The 23,333-nt window shown below is 71.0% G+C and carries 15 protein-coding genes; 11 read left to right on the top strand and 4 right to left on the bottom strand.

Translation table 11 applies throughout. From position 1 onward, the window contains the following. Positions 1-59: 59 nt before the first annotated feature. Positions 60-4,595: a HAMP domain-containing protein gene (locus HDA43_RS07575; protein WP_246424211.1), complete on the top strand. Its 4,536-nt coding sequence runs from the start codon at positions 60-62 to the stop codon at positions 4,593-4,595. Between the two features lie 78 nt (positions 4,596-4,673). Here the strand turns inward: HDA43_RS07575 and HDA43_RS07570 are convergent, their stop codons facing one another. Both HDA43_RS07570 and HDA43_RS35835 read right to left on the bottom strand, forming a co-directional pair. Further along, on the bottom strand, positions 4,674-5,258 hold the full coding sequence (locus tag HDA43_RS07570; RefSeq protein WP_312873082.1) for a hemerythrin domain-containing protein: 585 nt from the start codon (positions 5,256-5,258) through the stop codon (positions 4,674-4,676). 308 nt (positions 5,259-5,566) lie between these two features. After that, complete coding sequence (locus tag HDA43_RS35835; RefSeq protein WP_179819035.1) at positions 5,567-6,295, bottom strand: TetR/AcrR family transcriptional regulator C-terminal domain-containing protein; 729 nt, start codon at positions 6,293-6,295, stop codon at positions 5,567-5,569. A gap of 54 nt (positions 6,296-6,349) precedes the next feature. Between HDA43_RS35835 and HDA43_RS07560 the strand changes: the two genes are divergently transcribed. The 9 genes from HDA43_RS07560 to HDA43_RS07520 all read left to right on the top strand — a co-directional run bounded on the left by HDA43_RS07560 (position 6,350) and on the right by HDA43_RS07520 (position 19,825). Continuing rightward, the gene (locus tag HDA43_RS07560) at positions 6,350-7,861 is read left to right on the top strand and encodes an MFS transporter (RefSeq protein ID WP_179819034.1); all 1,512 of its coding nucleotides are present in this window, start codon (positions 6,350-6,352) and stop codon (positions 7,859-7,861) included. A gap of 187 nt (positions 7,862-8,048) precedes the next feature. Next, positions 8,049-9,350 (top strand): aspartate aminotransferase family protein, encoded by a 1,302-nt coding sequence (locus HDA43_RS07555; RefSeq protein WP_179819033.1) that lies wholly within the window; start codon positions 8,049-8,051, stop codon positions 9,348-9,350. Beyond that, entirely contained in the window at positions 9,347-10,852 is a 1,506-nt protein-coding gene (locus HDA43_RS07550; RefSeq protein WP_179819032.1) for a CoA-acylating methylmalonate-semialdehyde dehydrogenase, read from the top strand. The genes HDA43_RS07555 and HDA43_RS07550 overlap by 4 nt, the downstream gene beginning before the upstream one ends. A gap of 126 nt (positions 10,853-10,978) precedes the next feature. Next, positions 10,979-12,277, top strand: coding sequence for an extracellular solute-binding protein (locus HDA43_RS07545; protein ID WP_179819031.1), 1,299 nt, complete (start codon positions 10,979-10,981; stop codon positions 12,275-12,277). Positions 12,278-12,560: 283 nt separating this feature from the next. Then, positions 12,561-13,787, top strand: a complete 1,227-nt coding sequence (locus tag HDA43_RS07540; RefSeq protein ID WP_179819030.1) for a saccharopine dehydrogenase family protein — start codon at positions 12,561-12,563, stop codon at positions 13,785-13,787. A 439-nt stretch (positions 13,788-14,226) separates the two neighbouring features. Next, on the top strand, positions 14,227-15,201 hold the full coding sequence (locus HDA43_RS07535) for an ABC transporter permease (protein ID WP_179819029.1): 975 nt from the start codon (positions 14,227-14,229) through the stop codon (positions 15,199-15,201). A 1-nt stretch (position 15,202) separates the two neighbouring features. Beyond that, complete coding sequence (locus HDA43_RS07530) at positions 15,203-16,042, top strand: ABC transporter permease (RefSeq protein WP_179819028.1); 840 nt, start codon at positions 15,203-15,205, stop codon at positions 16,040-16,042. Beyond that, positions 16,039-18,099, top strand: a complete 2,061-nt coding sequence (locus tag HDA43_RS07525) for an ABC transporter ATP-binding protein (RefSeq protein ID WP_179819027.1) — start codon at positions 16,039-16,041, stop codon at positions 18,097-18,099. Before HDA43_RS07530 ends, HDA43_RS07525 begins: the two co-directional genes overlap by 4 nt. Before the next feature lie 22 nt (positions 18,100-18,121). Continuing rightward, entirely contained in the window at positions 18,122-19,825 is a 1,704-nt protein-coding gene (locus HDA43_RS07520) for an ABC transporter family substrate-binding protein (RefSeq protein WP_179819026.1), read from the top strand. Positions 19,826-19,954: 129 nt separating this feature from the next. On the opposite strand, the gene HDA43_RS07515 is transcribed toward HDA43_RS07520, so the two are convergent. Next, positions 19,955-20,200, bottom strand: coding sequence for a hypothetical protein (locus tag HDA43_RS07515; protein ID WP_179819025.1), 246 nt, complete (start codon positions 20,198-20,200; stop codon positions 19,955-19,957). A gap of 178 nt (positions 20,201-20,378) precedes the next feature. Then, positions 20,379-21,731 (bottom strand): 4-aminobutyrate--2-oxoglutarate transaminase, encoded by a 1,353-nt coding sequence (gene gabT / locus HDA43_RS07510; RefSeq protein ID WP_179819024.1) that lies wholly within the window; start codon positions 21,729-21,731, stop codon positions 20,379-20,381. 98 nt (positions 21,732-21,829) lie between these two features. Here gabT and HDA43_RS07505 point away from each other — a divergent pair, with 98 nt between their 5' ends. Continuing rightward, positions 21,830-23,287, top strand: a complete 1,458-nt coding sequence (locus tag HDA43_RS07505; protein ID WP_179819023.1) for a PucR family transcriptional regulator — start codon at positions 21,830-21,832, stop codon at positions 23,285-23,287. The last annotated feature ends 46 nt before the right edge of the window (positions 23,288-23,333 follow it).

Below are 23,333 nucleotides of genomic sequence, written 5' to 3'. Positions count from 1 at the left end.
CATAGGGCCTGAGGTCGCTCGACCCCCCGGCGGAACTGGCAGAAGAGGCGATGGTGAACATGGTTGAGACCCCCGGCGCCGACGGCCGCGGAGCGGCCCGGGGCGCCTCCGGCGTGGAGGATCCGGACCTCCGCCAGCTGCTCGCCGGTCTCACGGCGGTGCGTGACGGCGACTTCGGGACGCGGCTGCCGGACGACGGCGACGGGCTGCTCAAGGAGATCGCCACCGTGTTCAACGGCATGGTGGACCAGCTCTCCCTGTTCACCTCGGAGGTGACGCGGGTGGCCCGCGAGGTGGGCACCGAGGGTCAGCTGGGCGGCCAGGCCGAGGTGCCGGGCGTCTCCGGCACCTGGAAGGACCTCACCGACTCGGTCAACGCCATGGCGGGCAACCTCACCGACCAGGTCCGCGACATTGCCCAGGTCGCGACCGCCGTGGCCAACGGCGACCTGTCGCAGAAGATCACCGTGGACGTCCGGGGCGAGATCCTGGAGCTGAAGAACACCCTCAACACGATGGTGGACCAGCTGTCGTCGTTCGCCGACGAGGTGACGAGGGTGGCGCGCGAGGTGGGCACCGAGGGGCGGCTGGGCGGGCAGGCCGACGTCAAGGGCGTCGCGGGCACCTGGCGCGACCTCACCGACTCGGTGAACTTCATGGCGGGCAACCTCACCGACCAGGTCCGCTCGATCGCCCAGGTCACCACCGCGGTGGCGCGAGGAGACCTGTCTCAGAAGATCACCGTGGACGCCCGCGGCGAGATCCTGGAGCTGAAGAGCACCATCAACACGATGGTGGATCAGCTGTCGTCGTTCGCCGACGAGGTGACGAGGGTGGCCCGTGAGGTGGGCACCGAGGGGCGGCTGGGCGGGCAGGCCGACGTCAAGGGCGTCTCCGGCACCTGGCGCGACCTCACCGACTCGGTGAACTACATGGCGGGCAACCTCACCGACCAGGTCCGCAACATCTCGCAGGTGGCCACGGCGGTCGCCCGCGGCGACCTGTCACAGAAGATCACGGTCTCGGCGCGCGGCGAGATCCTGGAGCTGAAGAGCACCATCAACACGATGGTGGATCAGCTGTCGTCGTTCGCCGACGAGGTGACGAGGGTGGCCCGTGAGGTGGGCACCGAGGGGCGGCTGGGCGGGCAGGCCGACGTCAAGGGCGTCTCCGGCACCTGGAAGGCGCTCACCGAGTCGGTCAACGTCATGGCCGACAACCTCACCGCGCAGGTCCGCTCGATCGCCGAGGTCACCACGGCGGTGGCCCGCGGCGACCTGTCACAGAAGATCCGGGTGGACGCCCGGGGCGAGATCCTGGAGCTGAAGGAGACCATCAACACGATGGTGGACCAGCTCTCGGCCTTCGCCGACGAGGTGACGCGGGTGGCCCGCGAGGTGGGCACCGAGGGCAACCTCGGCGGGCAGGCCACGGTCCGGGGCGTCTCCGGCACCTGGAAGGACCTCACCGACAACGTCAACGTCATGGCGAGCAACCTCACCGGCCAGGTGCGTTCGATCGCCCAGGTGGCCACGGCGGTGGCCCGCGGCGACCTGTCGCAGAGGATCACGGTGGAGGCGAAGGGCGAGGTCGCCGCGCTCGCGCAGACCATCAACACCATGGTCGACACGCTGAGCGCCTTCGCCGACGAGGTGACGCGGGTGGCCCGCGAGGTGGGTACCGAGGGGCAGCTGGGCGGCCAGGCCCGGGTGCCCAACGTGGCCGGCACCTGGAAGGACCTCACCGACAACGTCAACTCGATGGCCAACAACCTGACCAACCAGGTCCGCAACATCGCGCAGGTCACCACGGCGGTCGCCCAGGGCGACCTGACCAAGAAGATCGACGTCGACGCCCGGGGCGAGATCCTGGAGCTGAAGACGACGATCAACACGATGGTGGACCAGCTGTCGTCGTTCGCGGCCGAGGTGACGCGGGTGGCGCGTGAGGTGGGGAGCGAGGGGCGGCTGGGCGGCCAGGCCGAGGTGGAGGGAGTCTCCGGCACCTGGAAGCGGCTGACCGAGAACGTCAACGAGCTGGCCGGCAACCTGACCCGCCAGGTCCGCGCCATCGCCGAGGTGACCAGCGCGGTGACCTCGGGCGACCTGACCCGCTCGATCACCGTGGACGCCTCCGGCGAGGTGGCAGAGCTCAAGGACAACATCAACTCCATGGTGAAGTCCCTGCGGGAGACCACCCTGGCCAACCAAGAGCAGGACTGGCTGAAGTCGAATCTGGCCCGCATCTCCGGTCTCATGCAGGGCCACCGCGACCTCGCCGTCGTGGCCGAGCTGGTGATGAACGAGCTGGCCCCGCTGGTCTCGGCCCAGTACGGCACGTTCCTGCTGGCCGAGGAGACGCCCGACGGCCCCGAGCTGCGGGTGGTCGGCGGCTACGGGCACCGGGAGACCGATCGCCGGCACCGTTTCGGCGACTCGCTCGTCGGGCAGGCCGCGCTGTCCAGGCGGCCCGTCCTGGTGGAGGACGTCGCGCCGGGGTATCTCACCATCGCCTCCAGCCTCGGCGCGGCCACCCCGGTCGGCCTCATCATGCTGCCGATCGTCGTCGAGGACCAGGTGCTCGGCGTGATAGAGCTGGCGAGCCTCAACCGCTTCACGAAGGTGCACCGGGCCTTCCTGGAGCAGCTCGCCGGGACCATCGGCGTCAACGTCAGCACGATCGTCGCCAACGCCCGGACCGACTCCCTGCTGGCCGAGTCGCAGCGGCTCGCGATCGAGCTCCGGATCGGCCAGGAGGAGCTGCAGCGCTCCAACGCCGAGCTGGAGGAGAAGGCCGAGCTGCTGGCCCGGCAGAACCGCGACATCGAGACGAAGAACAAGGAGATCGAGCAGGCCCGCCAGGAACTGGAGGACCGCGCCAAGCAGCTCGCGCTGGCCTCGAAGTACAAGAGCGAGTTCCTGGCCAACATGAGCCACGAGCTGCGCACCCCGCTCAACTCGCTGCTCATCCTCGCGCAGCTCCTGGCCCAGAACCCGGCCCGCAACCTGACCGCCAAGCAGGTGGAGTACGCCAACGTCATCCACTCGGCGGGCACCGACCTGCTCCAGCTCATCAACGACATCCTCGACCTGTCCAAGATCGAGGCCGGGAAGATGAACATCACGCTGGAGCCGCTGGACCTGCGCCAGCTCCTCGACTACGTCGAGGCGACCTTCCGCCCGCTGACCACGGAGAAGGGCCTCAGGTTCGACGTGACCGTCGCCCCGGACGTGCCGGAGGAGCTGCTGGTGGACGAGCAGAGGCTCCGGCAGGTGCTGCGCAACCTGCTGTCCAACGCGGTGAAGTTCACCGAGGCGGGGTCGGTCGGGCTGCGCATCGAACGGCTGGCCGACACCGAGATCCTGGGGGTCCCGGGGCAGGACGTGCTCGCCTTCCACGTCGCCGACACCGGCATCGGCATCGCCGAGGAAAATCTCTCGCAGATCTTCGACGCCTTCCAGCAGGCCGATGGCACCACCAGCCGCAAGTACGGCGGCACCGGGCTGGGTTTGTCGATCAGCCGGGAGATCGCCGCGCTGTTCAACGGTGAGATCCGGGCGGTCAGCGCCCTCGGCGAGGGCAGCACCTTCAGCCTCCTGCTGCCGATCGCCGGTGTCGCGCCCGGCACGGCCGGGCCGGCCGCCGTCGAGGCCGCCCGGACCGCCTCCCTTCCCGCACCCGGCGACCGGCCCGCCCTGGAGACGGCCGAGGCCGGTTCCGCGCCGGTGGCCGGCGCGGCGCAGGGGACGGAGGGGCGCCGGCTGCTGGTGGTGGAGTCCAGGCCCAACGGCCTGCTCTCCCAGCTGGCCGAGAGCGTCGTCGCCGACCTGAGCGCCACCCATGGACCGGTCGTGGTCTCCACCGCCGGCGACCCGGCCGCCGCGATCGACATCCTGAAGGGCGCCGGCCACCACTGCATCGTGCTCGACCTGGGCATGCGGCAGGACGGGGCGGCGGAGTTCCTGCGGTTGCTCGACGAGGACCCGGCCCTGCGGGAGCTGCCGGTGCTCGCCCACCACACCCGCACCCTCACCAGGCCGCAGGAGAACCTCCTCAAGGGGCGCTCCAGCACCCAGCCGCTGGAGCGCATCCCCAGCCTCGACGAGCTGCGCGAGCGCATCGCCCTGCACCTGTCGGCGCACGCGCCCGGCGACGTGCTGCCGCTGGTGCAGCCCAGCCCGGAGGAGCCCCCCCAGGCGATGGACGGCGCGGACGCCATGCTGGTGAACCGCAAGGTCCTGGTCATCGACGACGACGTGCGCAACGTCTTCGCGCTGACCAACATCCTGGAGCTGCACGGCATGCAGGTGCTCTACGCCGAGAACGGCCGCAGGGGCATCGAGGTGCTCTCACGCAACGAGGACGTCGACCTGGTCCTGATGGACATCATGATGCCGGAGATGGACGGCTACGCCGCCACCGCGGCCATCCGGAAGATGCCGCGCTTCGCCGGCCTGCCGATCATCGCGGTGACCGCCAAGGCCATGCACGGCGACCGGGAGAAGACCCTGGCGGCGGGAGCCAGCGACTACGTCACCAAGCCGGTCGACGCCCAGGAGCTGATCTTCCGCATCCAGCAGTGGATGGGCCTGTAGGTTCCGCTTCCGCGGACTCCCCGTCCCGCCGTACGGCTGCCCGTGCGCACGGCCGGGACGGGAGGATCCGCAGGCCGCTCACACCCGGGGGGTGAACCGGGCCAGGTCGTGGATGCCGAGGTTCTTCTCGATGCCGGCGACCCGGTTCACCATGTCGGCGAAACCGTTGGGGCCGAAGCGGCGGTGCTCGTCCTCCTCGAAGACCTCGCTCAGCTCGAGCAGCTCCCGGGGCGGAAGAAGATCGCGGAAGGCGGGGAAGACGACGGTGTCCTCGCGGGCCTCGTGCGGTTCGTACATCCGGACGAACGCCGCCATGTCGGCGACCAGGCGGCGGCGGGCCCATGCGCCCGGCGCCCCGGACGGGCCGGTGGCCTTCAGGATCCGGCCGGTCAGGACGCGGCCCCGCTGGTGCTGGAGCTGGAGCGTGTCCACGGTGCCGGTGAGCCGGCCGGCCTGCCGCAGCCGGGGGAAGACGTGCTTCTCCTCGTTCTCCTCGTGGTACTGCTCGATGAACTCGCGGATGACGCGGGCCCCCTCGTGCAGCTCCCGGGACGGCACGCGTTCGCCGCGGCCGATCCGCCGCATCCCCTCGCGGTAGACCAGCAGGACGCGCTTGAGGACGCCGTGCTCGCGCATCAGGTCCTCCGGCGGTGTGACCGGCACCTCCTTCGGGCTTCCGGCCCCCTCCCCGGAGGGCCCTCCCGGCGTGGGGGACGGGTCCGCTCCGTCCGCCCGGGCCGCCGTTCGCGGACCGGCCGCGGCTCCGAGCGCCAGGACGGGCAGACCGAGGAGGTCACGGCGGCGCACCGCCGGGGACGGGGAATCTCCAACGACGTCCATTCCTGCCGTCACCGCCTCGCCGTGATCGATCGCCGTGCCGCCACCCACCCGGGGCGTGGTCGGGTTTCTTCCCGGGTGTCACGGCGCCACGCTGCGGCCCGGGTACGGCGTGGGTAATGCTTCGGCGGTCCTCAGCCGGACGGCGGCGCGTCCCCGCGGTCCAGGCGGGCCTGGAGGCCGTCGAGCACGCAGGTCAGGCCGAAGTCGAAGGCGGCGGCGCGGCCGGCCTCGACGTCCATGTCCTTGTACTGGGCGTAGTGCGCGGCCAGGTCGGGGTGGTCGCGGACGGCGTCCTCCGCCACGCTGTGCGTCGCCTTCATCAGCTCCGTGTCGCTCACCCGGGTGGAGCCGAGGGCGGCGCGCCAGGCGATCTCGGGTGTGGTGGCGCCGAGCACGAAGGCCAGCAGCGTGGACCAGGCGTGGTCCACCGCCATGCCCGCGAACCCGGCCCGCCGGCCCACCTTCATCAGCCCGTCCACCAGCGCGACGGCGTTGGGGCCGAGAGAGGGCCTGGACCCCAGGAGGACGGCCGCCCAGGGGTGTTCCAGGAGGACGGCGCGCATGCTGTGGGCGAAGGCAGAGACGGCCTCGCGCCAGGCCGTGTCCTCGCCGGGGAGGGTGATCCTGCCGTAGACCTCGTCCACGGCGAGCTCCAGCAGCTCGTCCTTGTTGGCGACGTGCCAGTAGATGCTCGTGGCCCCGGACCCGAGCTTGGCGCCCAGACGGCGCATGCTGAGCGCGTCGAGGCCCTCGGCGTCGAGCAGCTCTATGGCCGCCCGGACGATCTGGGCCCGGCTGAGGGTCGCGCTCCTGGCGGGCCGCGGCTCGCGGGTCCAGACGGAGCTGAAGGGCTGGTTCACCCCTCCAGCATAAAAGGAATCGCACACCGTTCGATTTTGTCGTACGGTGTGCGAGTGGAATCGCACACCGTACGAGCCGAGCCGCACCCCCGTCGCTGGTGGATCCTGGGCGTGCTCTGCCTGAGCCTCCTCGTCCTCGTCGTCGACAACACGGTGCTGAACCTCGCCATCCCGTCCCTGATGAGAGACCTGGGGGCCACCCCCGCCGACATCCAGTGGATCATCGACGCCTACGTCCTGGTCTTCGCCGGGCTGCTGCTCACCGCGGGCAGCCTGTCCGACCGCTACGGCCGCAGGCGCTTCCTGATCATCGGCCTGCTGCTGTTCGGCGGCGCGTCCCTGGTGGCGGTGCTGGTCACCGAGCCCTGGCAGCTGGTCGCGGCCCGCGCGCTGATGGGTGTCGGGGGCTCGATCCTGATGCCGAGCACCCTGTCGATCCTGATCACCGTCTTCGACGACGCCGAGCGCCGCAAGGCCATCGCCGCCTGGAGCGCGGTGGCGATGGTCGGCGTCATCGCCGGTCCCACGCTGGGCGGCTTCCTGCTGGAGCACTACTGGTGGGGATCGATCTTCCTGATCAACGTGCCGGTCGCGGTGCTCGCCGTCGTCGCCGCCGCGCTGCTGATGCCCGAGTCGCGCGGCCCCGCCCGCCGGCTCGACCCTCCCGGCGTGCTGCTGTCGGCCACCGGCATGACCGCGCTGGTCTACGCCGTCATCTCCTCGCCGTCCAGGGGCTGGACCTCACCCGAGGTGCTCACCGCCGCCGTCCTGGCCGTGCTGGCGCTGGGCGGGTTCGTGCTCTGGGAGCGCCGCAGCGCTCATCCGATGCTGCCGCTGGAGCTGTTCCGCGACCGGAACTTCAGCGGCTCGTCGTTCTCCATCGTGCTGATGTCGTTCGGCACGGGCGCCCTGCTGCTGATGCTCACCCAGTACCTCCAGTTCGTGCTGGGATACGGGGCGATGAAGGCCGGGCTGGCGCTGCTGCCGTACGCCGTGGCCGCCGCGGTCTTCAACATCCTGGGCGCGGGGCTCGGCCAGAAGGTCAGCAGCCGCACGCTGGCGGCGGTGGGCCTGGCCGTGATGGCCCTCGGGTTCGGCGTCCTCGCCTTCATGACCGCCGACACCGGATACGGCCTGCTGATCACGGGCCTGATGCTCATGGGCGTCGGCGCCGGCGTCGCCGGGCCCGCCGTCTACGCGACGCTGATGGGCGCCGTTCCGCCCCAGCACGCCGGCGTCGGGTCGGCGCTCAACGACACCGTCCAGCAGGTCGGCATGGCGCTGAGCGTGGCCGCGCTCGGCAGTGTGCTGGCCGGGGTCTACCGCTCGTCCATGCCGGAGTCGGCGCCCGCCGCGGCCCGCGACTCCGTGGCCGTGGCGCTGCGACTCGGTGACCCCGGGCTGGCGCGGACCGCCCGGGAGTCCTTCGTGTCGGCGATGACCTTCGGCTCCTGGGTGGGGGTCGCCTTCACCCTCGCCGCCGCCGTCCTGGCGTTCGTGATGCTGCGCCCGGCGATCCCGGCGGCGTCGGCCGAGCGGCCCGGCCTCGTGGAGGCGGGCGGCTGACGCCGGACACCGCCCACCCCGGACCGCCCTGGCCACCCCGGACCTCCCCACCCGCCTCCGGAGGCGGGCGTGGGCGGCCGGGACGGAGGGGCCCGGGGTGGCGGGTTTTACACAGTGACGGGTCAGGTCGGAATGTCCCGACAGGTTGCCCGTGGGAGAGGGGTTCGGAAACAGGGATACTCGACGTATGTCGGACCTTCTCGCGCGCCATCGGGCGGTAATGCCCAACTGGCTGTCCCTTTACTACAACGAGCCCATCGAGATCGTCGGCGGCAAGGGCAACCGGGTCGTCGACGCCTCGGGCAAGAGCTACCTCGACTTCTTCGCGGGCATCCTCACCAACATGATCGGCTACGACGTGGCCGAGGTGCGGGAGGCCGTGGAACGCCAGCTCGCGACCGGCGTCGTGCACACCTCGACGGTGTACCTGCTGCGCGGTCAGGTCGAGCTCGCCGAGAAGATCGCCCGGCTGTCCGGCATCGAGAACGCCAAGGTCTTCTTCACCAACTCCGGTACCGAGGCCAACGAGACCGCGCTGCTGCTGGCGACCTACGCCCGCCGGTCGGACCAGGTGCTCGCCATGCGGCAGAGCTACCACGGCCGCTCCTTCGGCGCGGTCAGCGTCACCAGCAACCGCTCCTGGAAGAACAGCTCGCTGTCGCCGCTGAACGTCCACTTCCTGCACGGCGCCGACCGGCACCTGGCCCAGTTCCGCGGGATGTCGGACGCCGACTACATCGCCGCGTGCGTCGAGGACCTGCGCCACGTGCTCGCCACGTCAGTCGGCGGCGACGTGGCCGCGCTGATCGCCGAGCCGATCCAGGGCGTGGGCGGCTTCACCATGGCGCCCGACGGGCTGTTCGCCGCCTACAAGGAGGTCCTCGACGCCGAGGGCATCCTGTTCATCTCCGACGAGGTGCAGACCGGCTGGGGCCGTACCGGATCGGCGTTCTTCGGCATCGCCAACCACGGTGTCACGCCCGACATGATGACGTTCGCCAAGGGGCTGGGGAACGGCTTCGCGGTCGGCGGCGTCGTGGCCCGCGGCGACCTCATGGACGGCCTGCACGCGGTCGGCCTGGCCACCTTCGGCGGCAACCCGATCTCCATGGCCGCCGCCAACGCGACCCTCGACTACGTCCTCGACCATGACCTGCAGGCCAACGCCGCCCGCACCGGCACCCTGATCATCGACGGGCTCCGCGAGGCCGCGCCGCGGCTGCCGGTCGTCGGCGACATCCGCGGCAAGGGCCTGATGTTCGCCGTCGAGCTGGTCGACCCGGCCACCGGCGAGCCCTCCCCGGCGCTGGCGGCCCGGTTCATGGAGGAGACCAAGAAGGCCGGCCTCCTCGCCGGCAAGGGCGGCCTGCACGGCAACGTGCTGCGCATGGCCCCGCCGCTCACCCTGACCATGGACGAGGCCGCCGAGGGCCTCGGGATCATCGTCAACGCACTCGAAGTCATCAACGCAGAGGTCGTCTCGTCGTGAAGAACATCACCCACTGGATCGGCGGAGCCGAGGTCGAGGGCGGCGGCCGTACCGCCGACGTCTTCGACCCGGCGACGGGCGAGGTCAGCGGACGGGTCCACCTGGCGTCGGTCGCCGAGGTCGACGCCGCCGTGGCCGCCGCGGCGGCGGTTTACCCGGCGTGGCGGGACGCCTCGCTGGTCAAGCGGTCGCGGGTGCTGTTCCGCTTCCGCGAGCTGATGCACGCCAACCGCGACGAACTCGCCCGGCTCATCTCCGCCGAGCACGGCAAGGTCCACTCCGACGCGCTGGGCGAGGTGGCCCGCGGCCTGGAGGTCGTGGAGTTCGCCTGCGGCATCCCGCACCTGCTCAAGGGCGGCTTCTCCGAGGGCGTCTCCACCCGGGTCGACTCCTACTCGATCCGCCAGCCGCTGGGCGTGGTCGCGGGGATCACCCCGTTCAACTTCCCGGCCATGGTGCCGATGTGGATGTTCCCCATCGCGATCGCCTGCGGCAACGCCTTCGTCCTCAAGCCGTCGGAGCGCGACCCGTCGGCGTCGCTGCTGATGGCCCGGCTGTGGAAGGAGGCGGGCCTGCCCGACGGCGTCTTCAACGTCGTGCAGGGCGACAAGGCGGCGGTGGACCGGCTGCTGGAGCACCCGGACGTGCGCGCGGTCTCCTTCGTCGGCTCCACGCCCATCGCCCGGTACGTCTACGAGGCCGGCACCGCGCACGGCAAGCGGGTCCAGGCGCTCGGCGGCGCCAAGAACCACATGCTGGTGCTGCCCGACGCCGACCTCGACCTGGTGGCGGACGCGGCGGTGTCGGCGGGCTTCGGCTCGGCCGGTGAGCGGTGCATGGCGATCTCCGTCGTGCTGGCCGTCGACCCGGTCGGTGACGAACTGGTCGACAAGATCGTCTCCCGGGTGGCGGAGCTGACCGTCGGCCCCGGCGACGACCCCGCCTCGCAGATGGGCCCGCTGGTCACCCAGGTGCACCGCGACAAGGTCGCCTCCTACCTGGAGACGGGCGTGGCCGAGGGCGCCAAGCTCGTCATCGACGGCCGCCGCACCCCGATCCTGGGCGGCGGCGCCGCCGCCGACACCCCCGGCTTCTGGCTCGGGCCCACGCTGCTGGACCACGTGCCGGCCGGCTCGCGGGTGCACACCGAGGAGATCTTCGGGCCGGTCCTGGCGATCGTGCGGGTCTCCTCCTATGAGGAGGGGCTGAAGCTGATCAACGACGGCGAGTACGGCAACGGCACCGCGATCTTCACCAACGACGGCGGCGCGGCCCGCCGTTTCCAGAACGAGGTCGAGGTCGGCATGATCGGCATCAACGTGCCGATCCCGGTGCCGATGGCCTTCTACAGCTTCGGCGGCTGGAAGGCGTCCCTGTTCGGTGACACCCACGTCCACGGCACCGAGGGCGTGCACTTCTACACCCGGGGCAAGGTCGTCACCTCCCGCTGGCTCGATCCCAGCCACGGCGGCGTCAACCTCGGCTTCCCCACCAACGCCTGAAACCCCGTCCGGGCCGGAGACCCGGCCCGGGGCACCGGCGGGGACTCGCCCGCGAGTCCCCGCCGGGCCGGGCGCGGGCGGGTAGGCTCCGCACAGATGTCGACGCGTCGGTAAGGGGACTTATTCGTGGGCAGTGACGGGCCGCGCCGTACACGCCGGGGCGCGCTGGCGGGCGGCCTGGCGCTGGCCGCGTGCGTGGCGGCGGGCACCGTGACCTCCGCCGGGAGCATGACCTCCGCCGGGACCGCGGGCGCGGCCCCCGCCCGGAACGCCGCGCCCGCGTCCACCGGCTCGCCCTCCCCGGCGTCCACCGCGACACCGGGCCGCGATGTCACCCCGGGCCCCGGGGCGACCGGCGGCCCGGACGACCGGAGCCCGTCGCCGAAGCCCTCGGCCTCGATCGGCAAGGGCGAGGGCGTCCTGCGGGTGCTCACCTTCCAGGGCCACGTCGAGTACGGCACGACCCTGACCGGGGTCGACTGGGTCTCATCCTTCGAGAACGGCACCGGTTGCCGGGTCGTCCGGCTGGACCGGGTGCGGTCGGCGGAGGAGATGGCGGCGAAGTTCCGGCCGGGGTCCTACGACGTCGTCTCGCCCCCGCCCGAGCTGGCCGGGCAACTGGTCGCCGAGGGGAAGGTCGCGCCGATCGACACCGGCCTCCTCACCTCCTACAAGGACGTTCCGGAGCGGCTGCGCGAGCTGCCCTCGACGCGGCGGGGGAAGGAGGTCTTCGGCGTGCCGTACCTGTGGAGCGCCGACGAGGTCCTCTACCGGGGCGAGCGGCCGAAGGGGCCGCAGGACCTCTACGACGACGAGCGGGTGGCGATCAAGGACACCCCGATGAGCCTCGCCGGGGCCGCGCTCGCGCTGAGGGAGACGCGGCCGGACCTGAAGATCGACGATCCGTTCCAGCTCACGCCGGAGCAGCTCGACGCGGCCGTGGAGCTGGTCTCCCGGCACGACGGACCCGGCCGGGTCTACTGGCGCGACTCCCTGGACGTGATCCGGGCCTTCGCGACGGATCGGGTACGGCTCGGCGGGGCCCTGCCGTACCACGCCGACCTCTTCGCGCGGGCGGGCCGCCCGGTGAAGGCGCTCGATGACGCGCCGATGACCGGGTGGGCCGACTCCTGGATGCTCTCCTCCGGCGCCGCCAGCCCGAACTGCGCCTATCGGTGGCTCGACTGGATCACCTCGCCGAAGGCGCAGCGCGCGGCCGCGGCCTGGACCGGCCTCGCCCCGGCGAACTCCAAGGCGTGCGGCGGCGAGGCGCGGCGCGTCTGCGACGCCCACCACGCCGGGGACGCGGCGTGGCTGAAGCGCGTCTTCTTTGCCGTTCGCCCGTCGAAGGATTGCGGCGGCGCGGGCGGGGAATGCACTGACTACACCGACTGGACGAAGCGGTGGAAGGACCTGGTGGAATGACCGGCTTCCCCGTGACCCGCCGGTGACCCGCGCCTGACGAGCCGCGGGCGCGCCCGTCCCCCGCCGGGTGTGGCCCGTCAGGGGCGCTCCGGGCGTTTCCCCCGACCCCCGGAGCGCCCGCCTCGTCCCCGGGCGCGCTCATCAGGCGGGTCCCCAGGCATGTCTGCCATGGAGTCGGATCGCCACGGTTTCCGTGGTTCTGCTCGTGATCAACGATGGATTCAGTGGCGAATTTATGTCTTCGTTATTGGCTGGTTGACCAGTCAGTGAGTAGGATCGGGCCATGAGAATCCTCCTTGTGGGAGCCGGCGGCGTCGGGTCCGCCGTCGTCCCGATCGCCGCGCGCCGACATTTCTTCGAACACATCGTGGTGGCCGACTCCCAACAGAGCCGGGCCGCCGCCGCGGTGGCCAAGGTCGCCGATCCGCGGTTCAGCGCCATCACGCTGGACGCCTCCGACCAGGCCGCGGTGGAGGCGGCCCTGGCCGAGCACCGCTGCGACGTGCTCTTCAACGCCGTGGATCCCCGTTTCACCATGCCCCTCTTCCGGGCCGCGCTGAACGCCGGCGCGCACTACCTGGACATGGCCATGTCGCTGTCGCGCCCCCACCCCCAGCGGCCGTACGAGCTGCCCGGGGTGAAGCTCGGCGACGAGCAGTTCGCGCTGGACGGCGCCTGGCGCGACCGGGGCCTGCTGGCCCTGGTCGGCATGGGGGTCGAGCCGGGCCTGGCCGACGTGTTCGCCCGCTACGCCGCCGACCACCTCTTCGAGAGCATCGACGAGATCGGGATCCGCGACGGGGCCAACCTGGTGGTGGACGGCTACGACTTCGCGCCGACCTTCTCGATCTGGACCACCATCGAGGAGTGCCTCAACCCGCCGGTCATCTGGGAGGACGGCGGCTGGCGCACCACCGAGCCGTTCAGTGAGCCGGAGGTGTTCGACTTCCCCGAGGGCATCGGCCCGGTGGAGTGCGTGAACGTCGAGCACGAGGAGGTGCTGCTCGTCCCGCGCTGGGTCGACGCCAGGCGTGTGACGTTCAAGTACGGCCTGGGCGAGGAGTTCATCGGGGTGCTGAAGACCCTGCACAAGCTCGGCCTGGACAACGCCGGCAAGATCCGCGTCGGCGGCGTCGAGACCTCGCCCCGCGACGTGGTCGCCGCCAGCCTCCCCGACCCGGCCACCCTCGGCGACCGGATGCGCGGCAAGACCTGCGCGGGCACGTGGGTGAAGGGTGTCGGCAAGGACGGCGAGCCGCGCGAGGTCTACCTGTACCACGTGGTCGACAACGAGTGGTCGATGCGGGAGTACGGCTGCCAGGCCGTGGTCTGGCAGACCGCCCTGCACCCGGTGGTCGCGCTGGAGCTGCTGGCCACCGGCGTCTGGACCGGCTCCGGGGTGCTGGGCCCCGAGGCGTTCGACGCGGTGCCGTTCCTGGACCTGCTGGGAGATTACGGCTCCCCGTGGGGCATGCGCGACCAGCTCGCGGCGGCGCTCCAGCCCGCCTGAGCCATCCGGCGGTCCCGCCGTACGGCTCGCGCGGGCGGAGGCGGCTCCGCCGCACGGCTGGTGCGGGCCGCGATGGTCCCGCCGTACGGCTCGCCCGAGCCGTGATGGTTCTGCCGTACGGCTTCCGCGCACCGAGGCGGTCCCGGTCTCCGGGGCCGCCTCTTCTGCGTGCCCGGGGCCGGGCGGCGCTCGGAGGCGGTGACGGCGAGGCTCTGACCTGCGGTGACGACTAAGTGTCACAGGATCTGGACATCTCGAATCCGGATCGTTACCCCCCGCCGTCGGTTCTAATCACTACCCCCAGGTATGGTTTCGCTCATCCCGCATTAAAAGAGACATAGCGGGATCAACCATGCGCTAAGTGGGATCAGGTGCTGTCCACCGCGCGGTGAACCGCCGCCGTCCCTCGCGTTCCCGGGCGATATATGAGGGGAGGACGATGGGCGCCTACCTGCTGAAGCGGCTGGTCAGCAACGTCCTGCTGGTGGCGATCGCCGCGAGCATGGCGTACTTCCTCGCCGCGACCAGTCTCAACCCCAGGGCGAAGTACGAAGGCCGTCAGCCACCGGTGGCGGAAGCCGTCATCGACTCGACGCTGGACGACTACAACCTCAACGACAAGAAGCCCGTCTTCGAGCGCTATGTCACCTGGGTCTCAGGGGTCGTCACCGGCGATCTCGGCAAGACCTGGCAGGGCAAGTCGGTCAACGATGAGATGGGCCGCCGGATCGGCGTCAGCCTGCGGCTGCTGCTCATCGGCACGGTCCTCGGCTCGGGGATAGGCGTGGCCGTCGGGGCCTTCGCGGCGATCAGACAGTACCGGGTCAGCGACCGGGTCATCGGTGTGGCGGCCTTCGTCATCATGGCGGTCCCGGTCTTCGTGATGGCGAAGATGCTCACCATCGGAGCGGTCGGGATGAACGAGCTGCTGGGCACCAAGCTGGAGTACACCGGCGAGTACACCCCGGGGCTGAGCGGCTGGGACCAGACGCTCAGCCGGCTCAACCACCTGATCCTGCCGACCATCTCCCTGTGCCTCGGGCAGATCGCCTTCTACAGCCGCATCCAGCGCAACATGATGCTGGACGTGCTGGGCCAGGACTTCGTCCGCACCGCCCGGGCCAAGGGCCTCAGCCGCAAGGCGGCGCTGCTCAAGCACGCGCTGCGGACCGCGCTGGTGCCGGCCGCGACCTACTTCGCCTTCACCTTCGGCACGCTGCTGACCGGCGCGATCTTCACCGAGAAGATCTTCGGCTGGAACGGCATGGGCGCCTGGCTGGTGGACTCGATCCAGCAGAACGACACCAACGCGGTCGCCGCGGTGAACCTGTTCGCCGCCGTGTGCGTGCTCTTCGCGGGACTGCTGTCGGACTTCATCGTGGCGGCCCTCGACCCCCGGGTGCGGGTGAGCTGAGATGCGTTCCAAGGTCGTTTTCGCCCGCATGCTGCGCAACCGGCAGACCCGCTACGGCCTGATCGCGTTGCTGGTGCTCCTGCTCCTGGCCTACGTCGGCCCGTTCTTCGGCCCGCACGACTGGCTGGAGAAGGACTTCGCGGCGTTCATGGAGCCGCCCTCGGCCGACCACTGGTGGGGCACCACCCAGATCGGCCAGGACGTCTACGCGGTGGCCCTGCACGGCATGCAGAAGTCGATCGTCATCGGCTTCCTCGTCGCCCTCATCTCCACCGGTCTCGCCGCGCTCGTCGGCGCCTCGGCCGGCTACTTCGGCGGCTGGCTGGACAAGGCGCTGATGTGGGGCGCGGACCTGCTGCTCGTGCTGCCCAGCTTCCTGATCATCGCGATCGTCTCGCCGAACCTCAGGGGCGGCTCCTGGCTCTGGTTCGTGCTCCTGCTGGCCGCGTTCTCCTGGATGATCACCTCCCGGGTGGTGCGGAGCATGACGCTCTCCCTGCGGGAGCGGGAGTACATCCTGGCCGCCCGCTACATGGGCATCCCCGGCTGGAAGATCATCATCCGGCACGTCGTGCCGAACCTCTCCTCCCTGCTGATCATCGACGCCACGCTGAACGTGAGCGCCGCGATCATCGGCGAGGCCGGGCTGTCGTTCTTCGGGTTCGGCGTCCAGCCGCCCGACGTCTCGCTCGGCACGCTGATCGCGGCGGGAAGTGACAAGGTCCCGGGTTACTCCTGGCTCTTCCTCTTCCCGTCCGGCCTGCTCGTGCTGCTGGTGCTCAGCGTCAACCTCATCGGCGACGGCCTGCGCGACGCGCTCGACCCGGGGAGCAACTCATGACGATTCTCGAGGTGAACGACCTCAACGTCACCTTCCGCGGCGGTATCAAGGCCGTCCGGGGCGTGAGCTACCAGCTCGCCCGGGGCGAAGTGCTCGGCATCGTCGGCGAGTCGGGTTCCGGAAAGTCGGTGACCTCGCTGGCCGTGATGGGCCTGCTGCCCGAGGGCGCCGAGATCAGCGGCTCGGTCAAGCTCCACGGCCAGGAGCTGATCGGCATGCCGGAGGAGGAGCTCACCCGGCTCCGTGGCAAGTCCATCGGCATGATCTTCCAGGACCCGCTGTCGGCCTTCACCCCCGTCTACACCATCGGCGCCCAGATCGCCGAGGCGGTGCGGATCCACCAGAAGGTCGGCAAGGACAAGGCCGCCAAGCGGGCCGTCGAGCTGCTGGACCTGGTCGGCATCCCGCACCCGGACGTCCGGGCCAAGGCGTTCCCGCACGAGTTCTCCGGCGGCATGCGTCAGCGCGCGATGATCGCCATGGCCATCGCCAACGACCCCGACGTGCTGATCTGCGACGAGCCGACCACCGCGCTCGACGTCACCATCCAGGCCCAGGTGCTGGAGGTGCTCAAGACCGCGCAGCGGGAGACCGGCGCGGGCATCGTGATGATCACCCATGACCTGGGGGTCGTCGCGGGCCTGGCCGACCGGGTGCTGGTCATGTACGCCGGCCGGCCGGTCGAGCTGGGCGGCGTGGACGAGATCTACTACCGCCCGCGCATGCCGTACACGATGGGGCTGCTCGCCTCGATCCCGCGGATGGACCGCCCGTCGGCGCGGCTGATCCCGATCGAGGGCAACCCGCCCTCGCCGGCCGCGCTGCCGCCGGGCTGCCCGTTCGCGCCGCGCTGCCCGATGAAGGTGGACGCCTGCGACGACGGCGAGCCCGAGCTGGAGCCGGTGGGCCCCGGCAGCCGCCGGGCGGCATGCATCCGCGCGCACGAGATCGAGCTGAAGAACCTCGACGGCGCCACGATCTACCCCGTTCCCGAGCCTCCCGCCGAGACGGAGGCCTCCCGGCCGCGTGCCGAGCGGGAGACCGTGCTCAAGGTCGAGGACCTGATCCGGCACTACCCGCTCATGAAGGGCGCGGTGTTCAAGCGCCGGGTCGGCACCGTGCACGCGGTGGACGGCATCAGCTTCGACATCGCCGAGGGCGAGACGCTGGGCCTGGTCGGCGAGTCGGGCTGCGGCAAGACCACCACCCTGCAGCAGATCATGCAGCTGGAGGCGCCCCAGGACGGCACGGTCGTCGTGCTGGGCAAGGACAGCGCCAAGCTGGGCCGGGGCGAGCGCACCGCGCTCCGCCGGGACCTGCAGATCGTCTTCCAGGACCCGATGGCCGCGCTCGACCCCAGGATGCCGGTCGGCGACATCCTCGCCGAGCCGCTGCGCGCGCACGGCCGCAAGGACGTGCCGGCCCGGGTCGCCGAGCTGCTCACCCTGGTCGGCCTGGAGCCGTCCCACGCCGAGCGCTACCCGCAGAACTTCTCCGGCGGCCAGCGCCAGCGCATCGGCATCGCCCGCGCCCTGGCGCTGGAGCCGAAGCTGATCGTGCTGGACGAGCCGGTGTCGGCACTGGACGTGTCCATCCAGGCGGGTGTGATCAACCTGCTGGAGGACCTGAAGGTCAAGCTCGGCCTGTCCTACCTCTTCGTCGCCCACGACCTGTCGGTGGTCCGGCACATCGCCGACCGGGTGGCCGTGATGTACCTCGGCAAGATCGCCGAGATCGGAGCGGTCGAGGAGGTCTACGCCAGGCCCGCCCACCCCTACACGCGGGCGCTGCTGTCGGCCATCCCGCTGCCCGACCCGAACCTGGAGCGCTCGCGCGAGCGGATCCTGCTGGAGGGCGACCTGCCCAGCCCGGCATCGCCGCCGTCGGCCTGCCGGTTCCGCACCCGCTGCCCCAAGCGCGCCCGGCTGAGCGCCGAGGACGCGCGCCGGTGCGACACCGAAGAGCCCATTGTCACCCGGCTCGCGCCCGCCGCCGATCACGGCGCCGCCTGCCACTACCCCGAGGTGACCGAGGTACCCGAGACCGCGGTCTCCTGAAGAATCCCCGATGGAGGAACACGTGAAGGTTGGTTACAAGGCCGCAGCCGGAGCCGCGCTCCTGGCCATGGCCCTCACCGCCTGCGGCGGCGGCAGCGGCGACAAGCCGAAGGCCGAGTCGAGCCAGGCCGCTCAGGAGCAGGCCGCCGCGCTGCCCGGCAGCACGATCAACCCGGTCTCCTACGAGCAGGTCGCCGACGGCGGCGTGGTGAAGCTCGGCCTCAGCCAGTGGCAGGAGCAGTGGAACTACAACCAGGTGAACGGCACCAACGCCAGCACCGACGACGTGATCGAGCCGCTGATGCCGCTGATCGGCATCGCCGACGACAAGGCCGAGGTCACCAACAACCCGAACTACGTCACCGAGTGGAAGATGGACCTCGGTAGCGGCAAGCAGGTCGTCACCTACAAGATCAACGAGAAGGCGACCTGGTCGGACGGCACGCCGATCACCTACAAGGACTTCGTCGCCCAGTGGAAGGCGCTGAACGGCGAGAACAAGAAGTACCAGGTCTCCTCGACCGAGGGTTACGAGCGCGTCGAGTCGGTGGAGAAGGGCGCCTCCGACAAGGAGGTGGTGGTCACCTTCGCCAAGAACTTCCCCGACTGGAAGGGCATGTTCTCGCCGCTCTACCCGGCCTCGACGAACGACACGCCCGAGCACTTCAACAAGGGCTGGATCGACAAGATCCCGGTCACCGCCGGCCCGTTCAAGGTCGAGTCCATGGACCAGACCGCCAAGACCGCCACCCTCGTCCGTGACGACAAGTGGTGGGGCCAGAAGCCCAAGCTCGACAAGGTCATCTTCCGGGCCATCGACCAGACCGCCATGATCGGCGCCTTCGCCAACGGCGAGATCGACGCGGTGGAGATCCCGGCGAACGCCGCGGACCTCAAGCGGGCCAAGGAGGTGCCGAACGTCGACATCCGCAAGGCGGCGGCCCCGAACTGGCGCCACTTCACCATCAACGGCTCCTCGGAGCAGCTGAAGGACAAGTCGGTCCGCCAGGCCATCGTGCTGGGCATCAACCGCGAGGCCATCGCCCAGTCCGACCTCAAGGACATGGACTGGCCGATCCAGCTCCTCAACAACCACGTCTACATGAACACCCAGAAGGGTTATGTGGACAACTCCGGGGACCTCGGCAAGTACAACCCGGAGAAGGCCAAGCAGCTGCTGGACGCCGCCGGCTGGAAGCAGGAGGGCGAGTACCGCAAGAAGGACGGCAAGGAGCTCAACCTCCGCTTCATCGTCCCGGCCGACCTGGCGCTGTCCAAGCAGGAGGGTGAGCTCACCCAGGCGATGCTGAAGGAGGTCGGCGTCAAGGTCACCGTCGAGCCGGTGCCGGGTGACAAGTTCTTCGACGACTTCATCATTCCCGGCAACTTCGACATCACGCCGTTCTCGTGGCTGGGCACGCCGTTCCCGCTGAACGGCCTGTCGCAGATCTACAAGACGCCGACCGGCCCGGACAACTACGGCAGCAACTTCCCGCGCATCGGCACCCCCGAGCTGGACCAGGTCATCGAGCAGGCGGGCGGCGAGATGGACCCGGCCAAGGCCATGGAGCTGGGCAACCAGGCCGACAAGCTGATCTGGGACGAGGTGCACACCCTCCCCATCTACCAGCGCCCCGACATCCACGCCGCCAAGAAGAACCTGGCGAACTACGGTTCGTTCGGCTACGCCGACAAGGACTGGACGAAGATCGGCTTCACCAAGTAGGCGCCACCGCCCGGTGACACCGGCGCGGGACCGCTTCTCCGTGCCCTTCCCCGCTCCGGCGGGGGAGGGCACGGCCCTTTTCTCAGCCCTTTTCGGCGAGGCGGGAGGGGGACCCGGAAACGCGGGGCTCTAGAAGAAGGCCGCGCGGCGGGGCAGCGGGCGGACGTTCTCCCTCGGGTCCTGCAGCAGCGCGTCGGCGCACTCCGGGCAGGCGAACAGCGCCGCCTCGTCGGGCAGCCGCCCGATCCTGATGCGCGGGCGCGGCCACTTCTTGTGACAGACCACGCAGGCGTCGCCCTCCCGCTGGGTGCGGGTCAGGCCCTCGGGGTCGAAGGTCATGGCGTCCTGCCCCCCTCTGGTCGGCCGCCGGCTCATCGCGCCTCCGGTCGTGATCTGCGATCTCGTATCGCAACCGTTATAACGCCGCGATCTCCCGTGGTCGTCGTGCTGTGGGCCAAGGGGCGGTTAAATCACGTCCCGCGCGCATGTCGTATGGCAGCAAAAGGGGCACCCAGCATCAAGCCGGGTGCCCCTTTTATGGGGATGTAAATGGTCAGACCTCGCTGATGGCCTTCTCCAGGATGGTCAGGCCCTCCTCCAGCAGGTGGTCGGGCATGACCAGCGGCGGCAGGAACCGCAGCACGTTGCCGTAGGTGCCGGCGGTCAGCACGAGCAGACCCTCGGCGTGGCACCGCTTGGCGATCTCGCCCGCCGCGGTGGGGTGCGGGTCCTTGGTGCCGGGGACGACCAGCTCGATGGCGATCATGGCGCCGCGGCCGCGCACGTCGCCGACCACCGGGTTGCGCTCGGCGAGGGCGCGCAGCCGGGGCAGCATGACCTCGCCGATGTGGCGGGCCCTGCCGACCAGGTCGTCGGCCTCGATGGTCTCGATCACGCCCAGCGCCGCCTCACAGGCCAGCGGGTTGCCGCCGTAGGTGCCGCCCAGGCCGCCCGGGTGGACCTTGTCGAGCAGTTCGGCGCGGCCGGTGACGGCCGACAGCGGCAGTCCGCCCGCGATGCCCTTGGCGGTCACGATGATGTCCGGGACGATGCCCTCGTCCTCGCAGGCGAACAGGTTGCCGGTCCGGGCGAAGCCGGTCTGGACCTCGTCGGCGATGAAGACGATGCCGTTCTCACGGCAGAACTCCACGATCCGCGGCAGGAAGCCCTTGGCGGGCTCGATGAAGCCGCCCTCGCCCGCGATGGGCTCGATCACCACGGCGGCCACGTTCTGCGCGCCGATCTGCTTGCTGATCTGGTCGATGGCCTGGGCCGCGGCCTCCTCGGCGCAGTTCTCGGGCCCCGTCGGCCAACGGTAGGGGTAGGCCAGCGGCACCCGGTAGACCTCCGGGGCGAACGGCCCGAAACCATGCTTGTACGGCATGCTCTTGGCGGTCAGCGTCATGGTGAGCAGCGTCCGGCCGTGGTAGCCGTGGTCGAACACCACGACCGCGTCGCGCCCGGTGGCGCTGCGGGCGACCTTGACCGCGTTCTCCACGGCCTCGGCGCCGCTGTTGAGGAGGAAGGTCCGCTTCTCGTGGTCGCCGGGGGTCAGCGCGTTGAGCTTCTCGCAGACCTCGACGTACGACTCGTACGGCGTGACCATGAAACAGGTGTGGGTGAAGTCGGCGACCTGCCGGGTGACCCGCTCGACCACGCGCGGAGCCGCGTTGCCGACGCTGGTCACCGCGATGCCGGAGCCGAAGTCGATGAGGGAGTTGCCGTCCGCGTCCACGACGACACCGCCACCGGCGTGCGTCACGAAGACCGGCAGGGTGGTGCCGATGCCCTGGGGGACGGAGGCCTGCTTGCGGGCGAACATCTCGCGCGACTTGGGGCCGGGGATCTCGGTGACGACCCGGCGCTCCTGGGGAAGCGAGGGGCCGCCCTGGGTGACGGTGCTCATAGTGCGAAGGTATGTCGCGTCCGTCGGTGTGCTGATGATGCACTATGGCAAAATTGCGAAGAGCGTGCTGGACGTAACGTACAAACCGGAGGTAGACCGTGGCGCCGACGCTCCGCACAGTCGTGCGGCGCCTGCCGCTCCGGCTCGGCGTGCTCGCCGGCCACGACGGCCTCGACCGTCCGGTGAGCTGGGTCGCGGTCAGCGAACTGGAGGACCCGACGCCCTTCCTGGAGGGCGGCGAGCTGGTGCTGACCACCGGCATGCGCCTGGACGCGGACAACGCCGCGTCGTACGTCGCCCGGCTGGTCGGCAAGGGCGTCACCGGCCTCGGGCTCGGCGTCGGCCTGGGGCACGAGACGGTCCCCGCCGAACTGGTGGCCGCGGCGGCGCGGGCCGGGCTGCCGCTCGTCGAGGTGCCCCGCGACACGCCCTTCGTCGCCATCAGCAAGCTGGTCAGCGACCTGATCGCGGCCGAGCAGTACGACGAGATCAGCCGCGCCTTCGCCGCGCAGGGACGCCTCACCCGCGCCGCGCTGCGCCCCGAGGGGCCGCGCGCGGTCATCGACCGCCTGGCCCGCGAGCTCGGCGGCTGGGCCGTCCTGCTCGACGAGTCCGGAGCCGTACGGCACGCCACAGGCCGGGGCGCCTCCCGGGTCGCAGCCCTCCGCCCCGAGCTGGAACGCCTCCGCAAGACCCCCGGGGGCGGCGCGCCCGCGAGCCTGTCGCTGTCCACGCCGGGGGAGTACGTCGTCGTGCAGCCGCTCGGCGCCCGCCGGGTCAGGGGCTTCTTCGCCGTCGGCCTGGAGCGGCCGTTCACCCCGGTCGCGCACACCGTGGTCAACGCCGCCGGCTCGCTGCTGACCCTCGCCGTCGAGCACGGCCGGGAGCACCTGGCCGCCGAGCGGCGGGTCCGCTCGGCGGTGCTCGGGCTGCTGCTCGCCGGGCAGGCGCGGGCCGGGGTCGAGGCACTGGAACGGCTGGGCGACGGGCTGCCGGACGGGCCGCTGAGCGTGCTCTGCGTAGCCGGCGACACCGAGGCGGCGCTGGAGGCCGCCGGGTCCGAGTTCGCCGCCCCCCTCGACGGCCGGACGGTGGTCGTCGTGGCCGGGGACCGCGTGGAGGAGGTCGCCGCGGCGCTGGCCGAGCACGGCCCGGTCGGGATCGGCGCCCCGGTCACCCTCGACGACCTGCGCGCCGGGCTCGACCAGGCCGACCAGGCGCTCGCCGCCGCCCGGCGCGGCTCGGCCGGGGTCATGCGCTTCGCCGACCTCGCCGGCCAGGGCCTGCTCGCCCTGCTCGACCCGGAGGCGAGCGCGGCGTTCGCCACGGCGCTGCTCGCCCCCCTGCGCGAGTACGGCTCGCGCGCCGACCTGCTGGAGTCGCTGCGCGCCTACCTCGCCTGCAACGGTCACTGGGACGCGGCGGCGCAGCGGCTCGGCGTGCACCGGCACACCCTGCGCTACCGCATGCGCCGGGTCGCCGAGCTCCTCGGCCGTGACCTCGACGACCCGGCGGCCCGCGCCGAGCTGTGGGTCGCGCTGACCGTCGCGGACTGACCGCCGCGGACCCGCCGGCCGGGACGCGGGACGGTCACGACAGGCC

Origin of the sequence: Streptosporangium sandarakinum, from assembly GCF_013409935.1 — a bacterium.
Classification (GTDB): Bacteria; Actinomycetota; Actinomycetes; order Streptosporangiales; family Streptosporangiaceae; genus Streptosporangium; species Streptosporangium nondiastaticum.
This window is presented reverse-complemented; position numbering and strand designations above follow the sequence as displayed.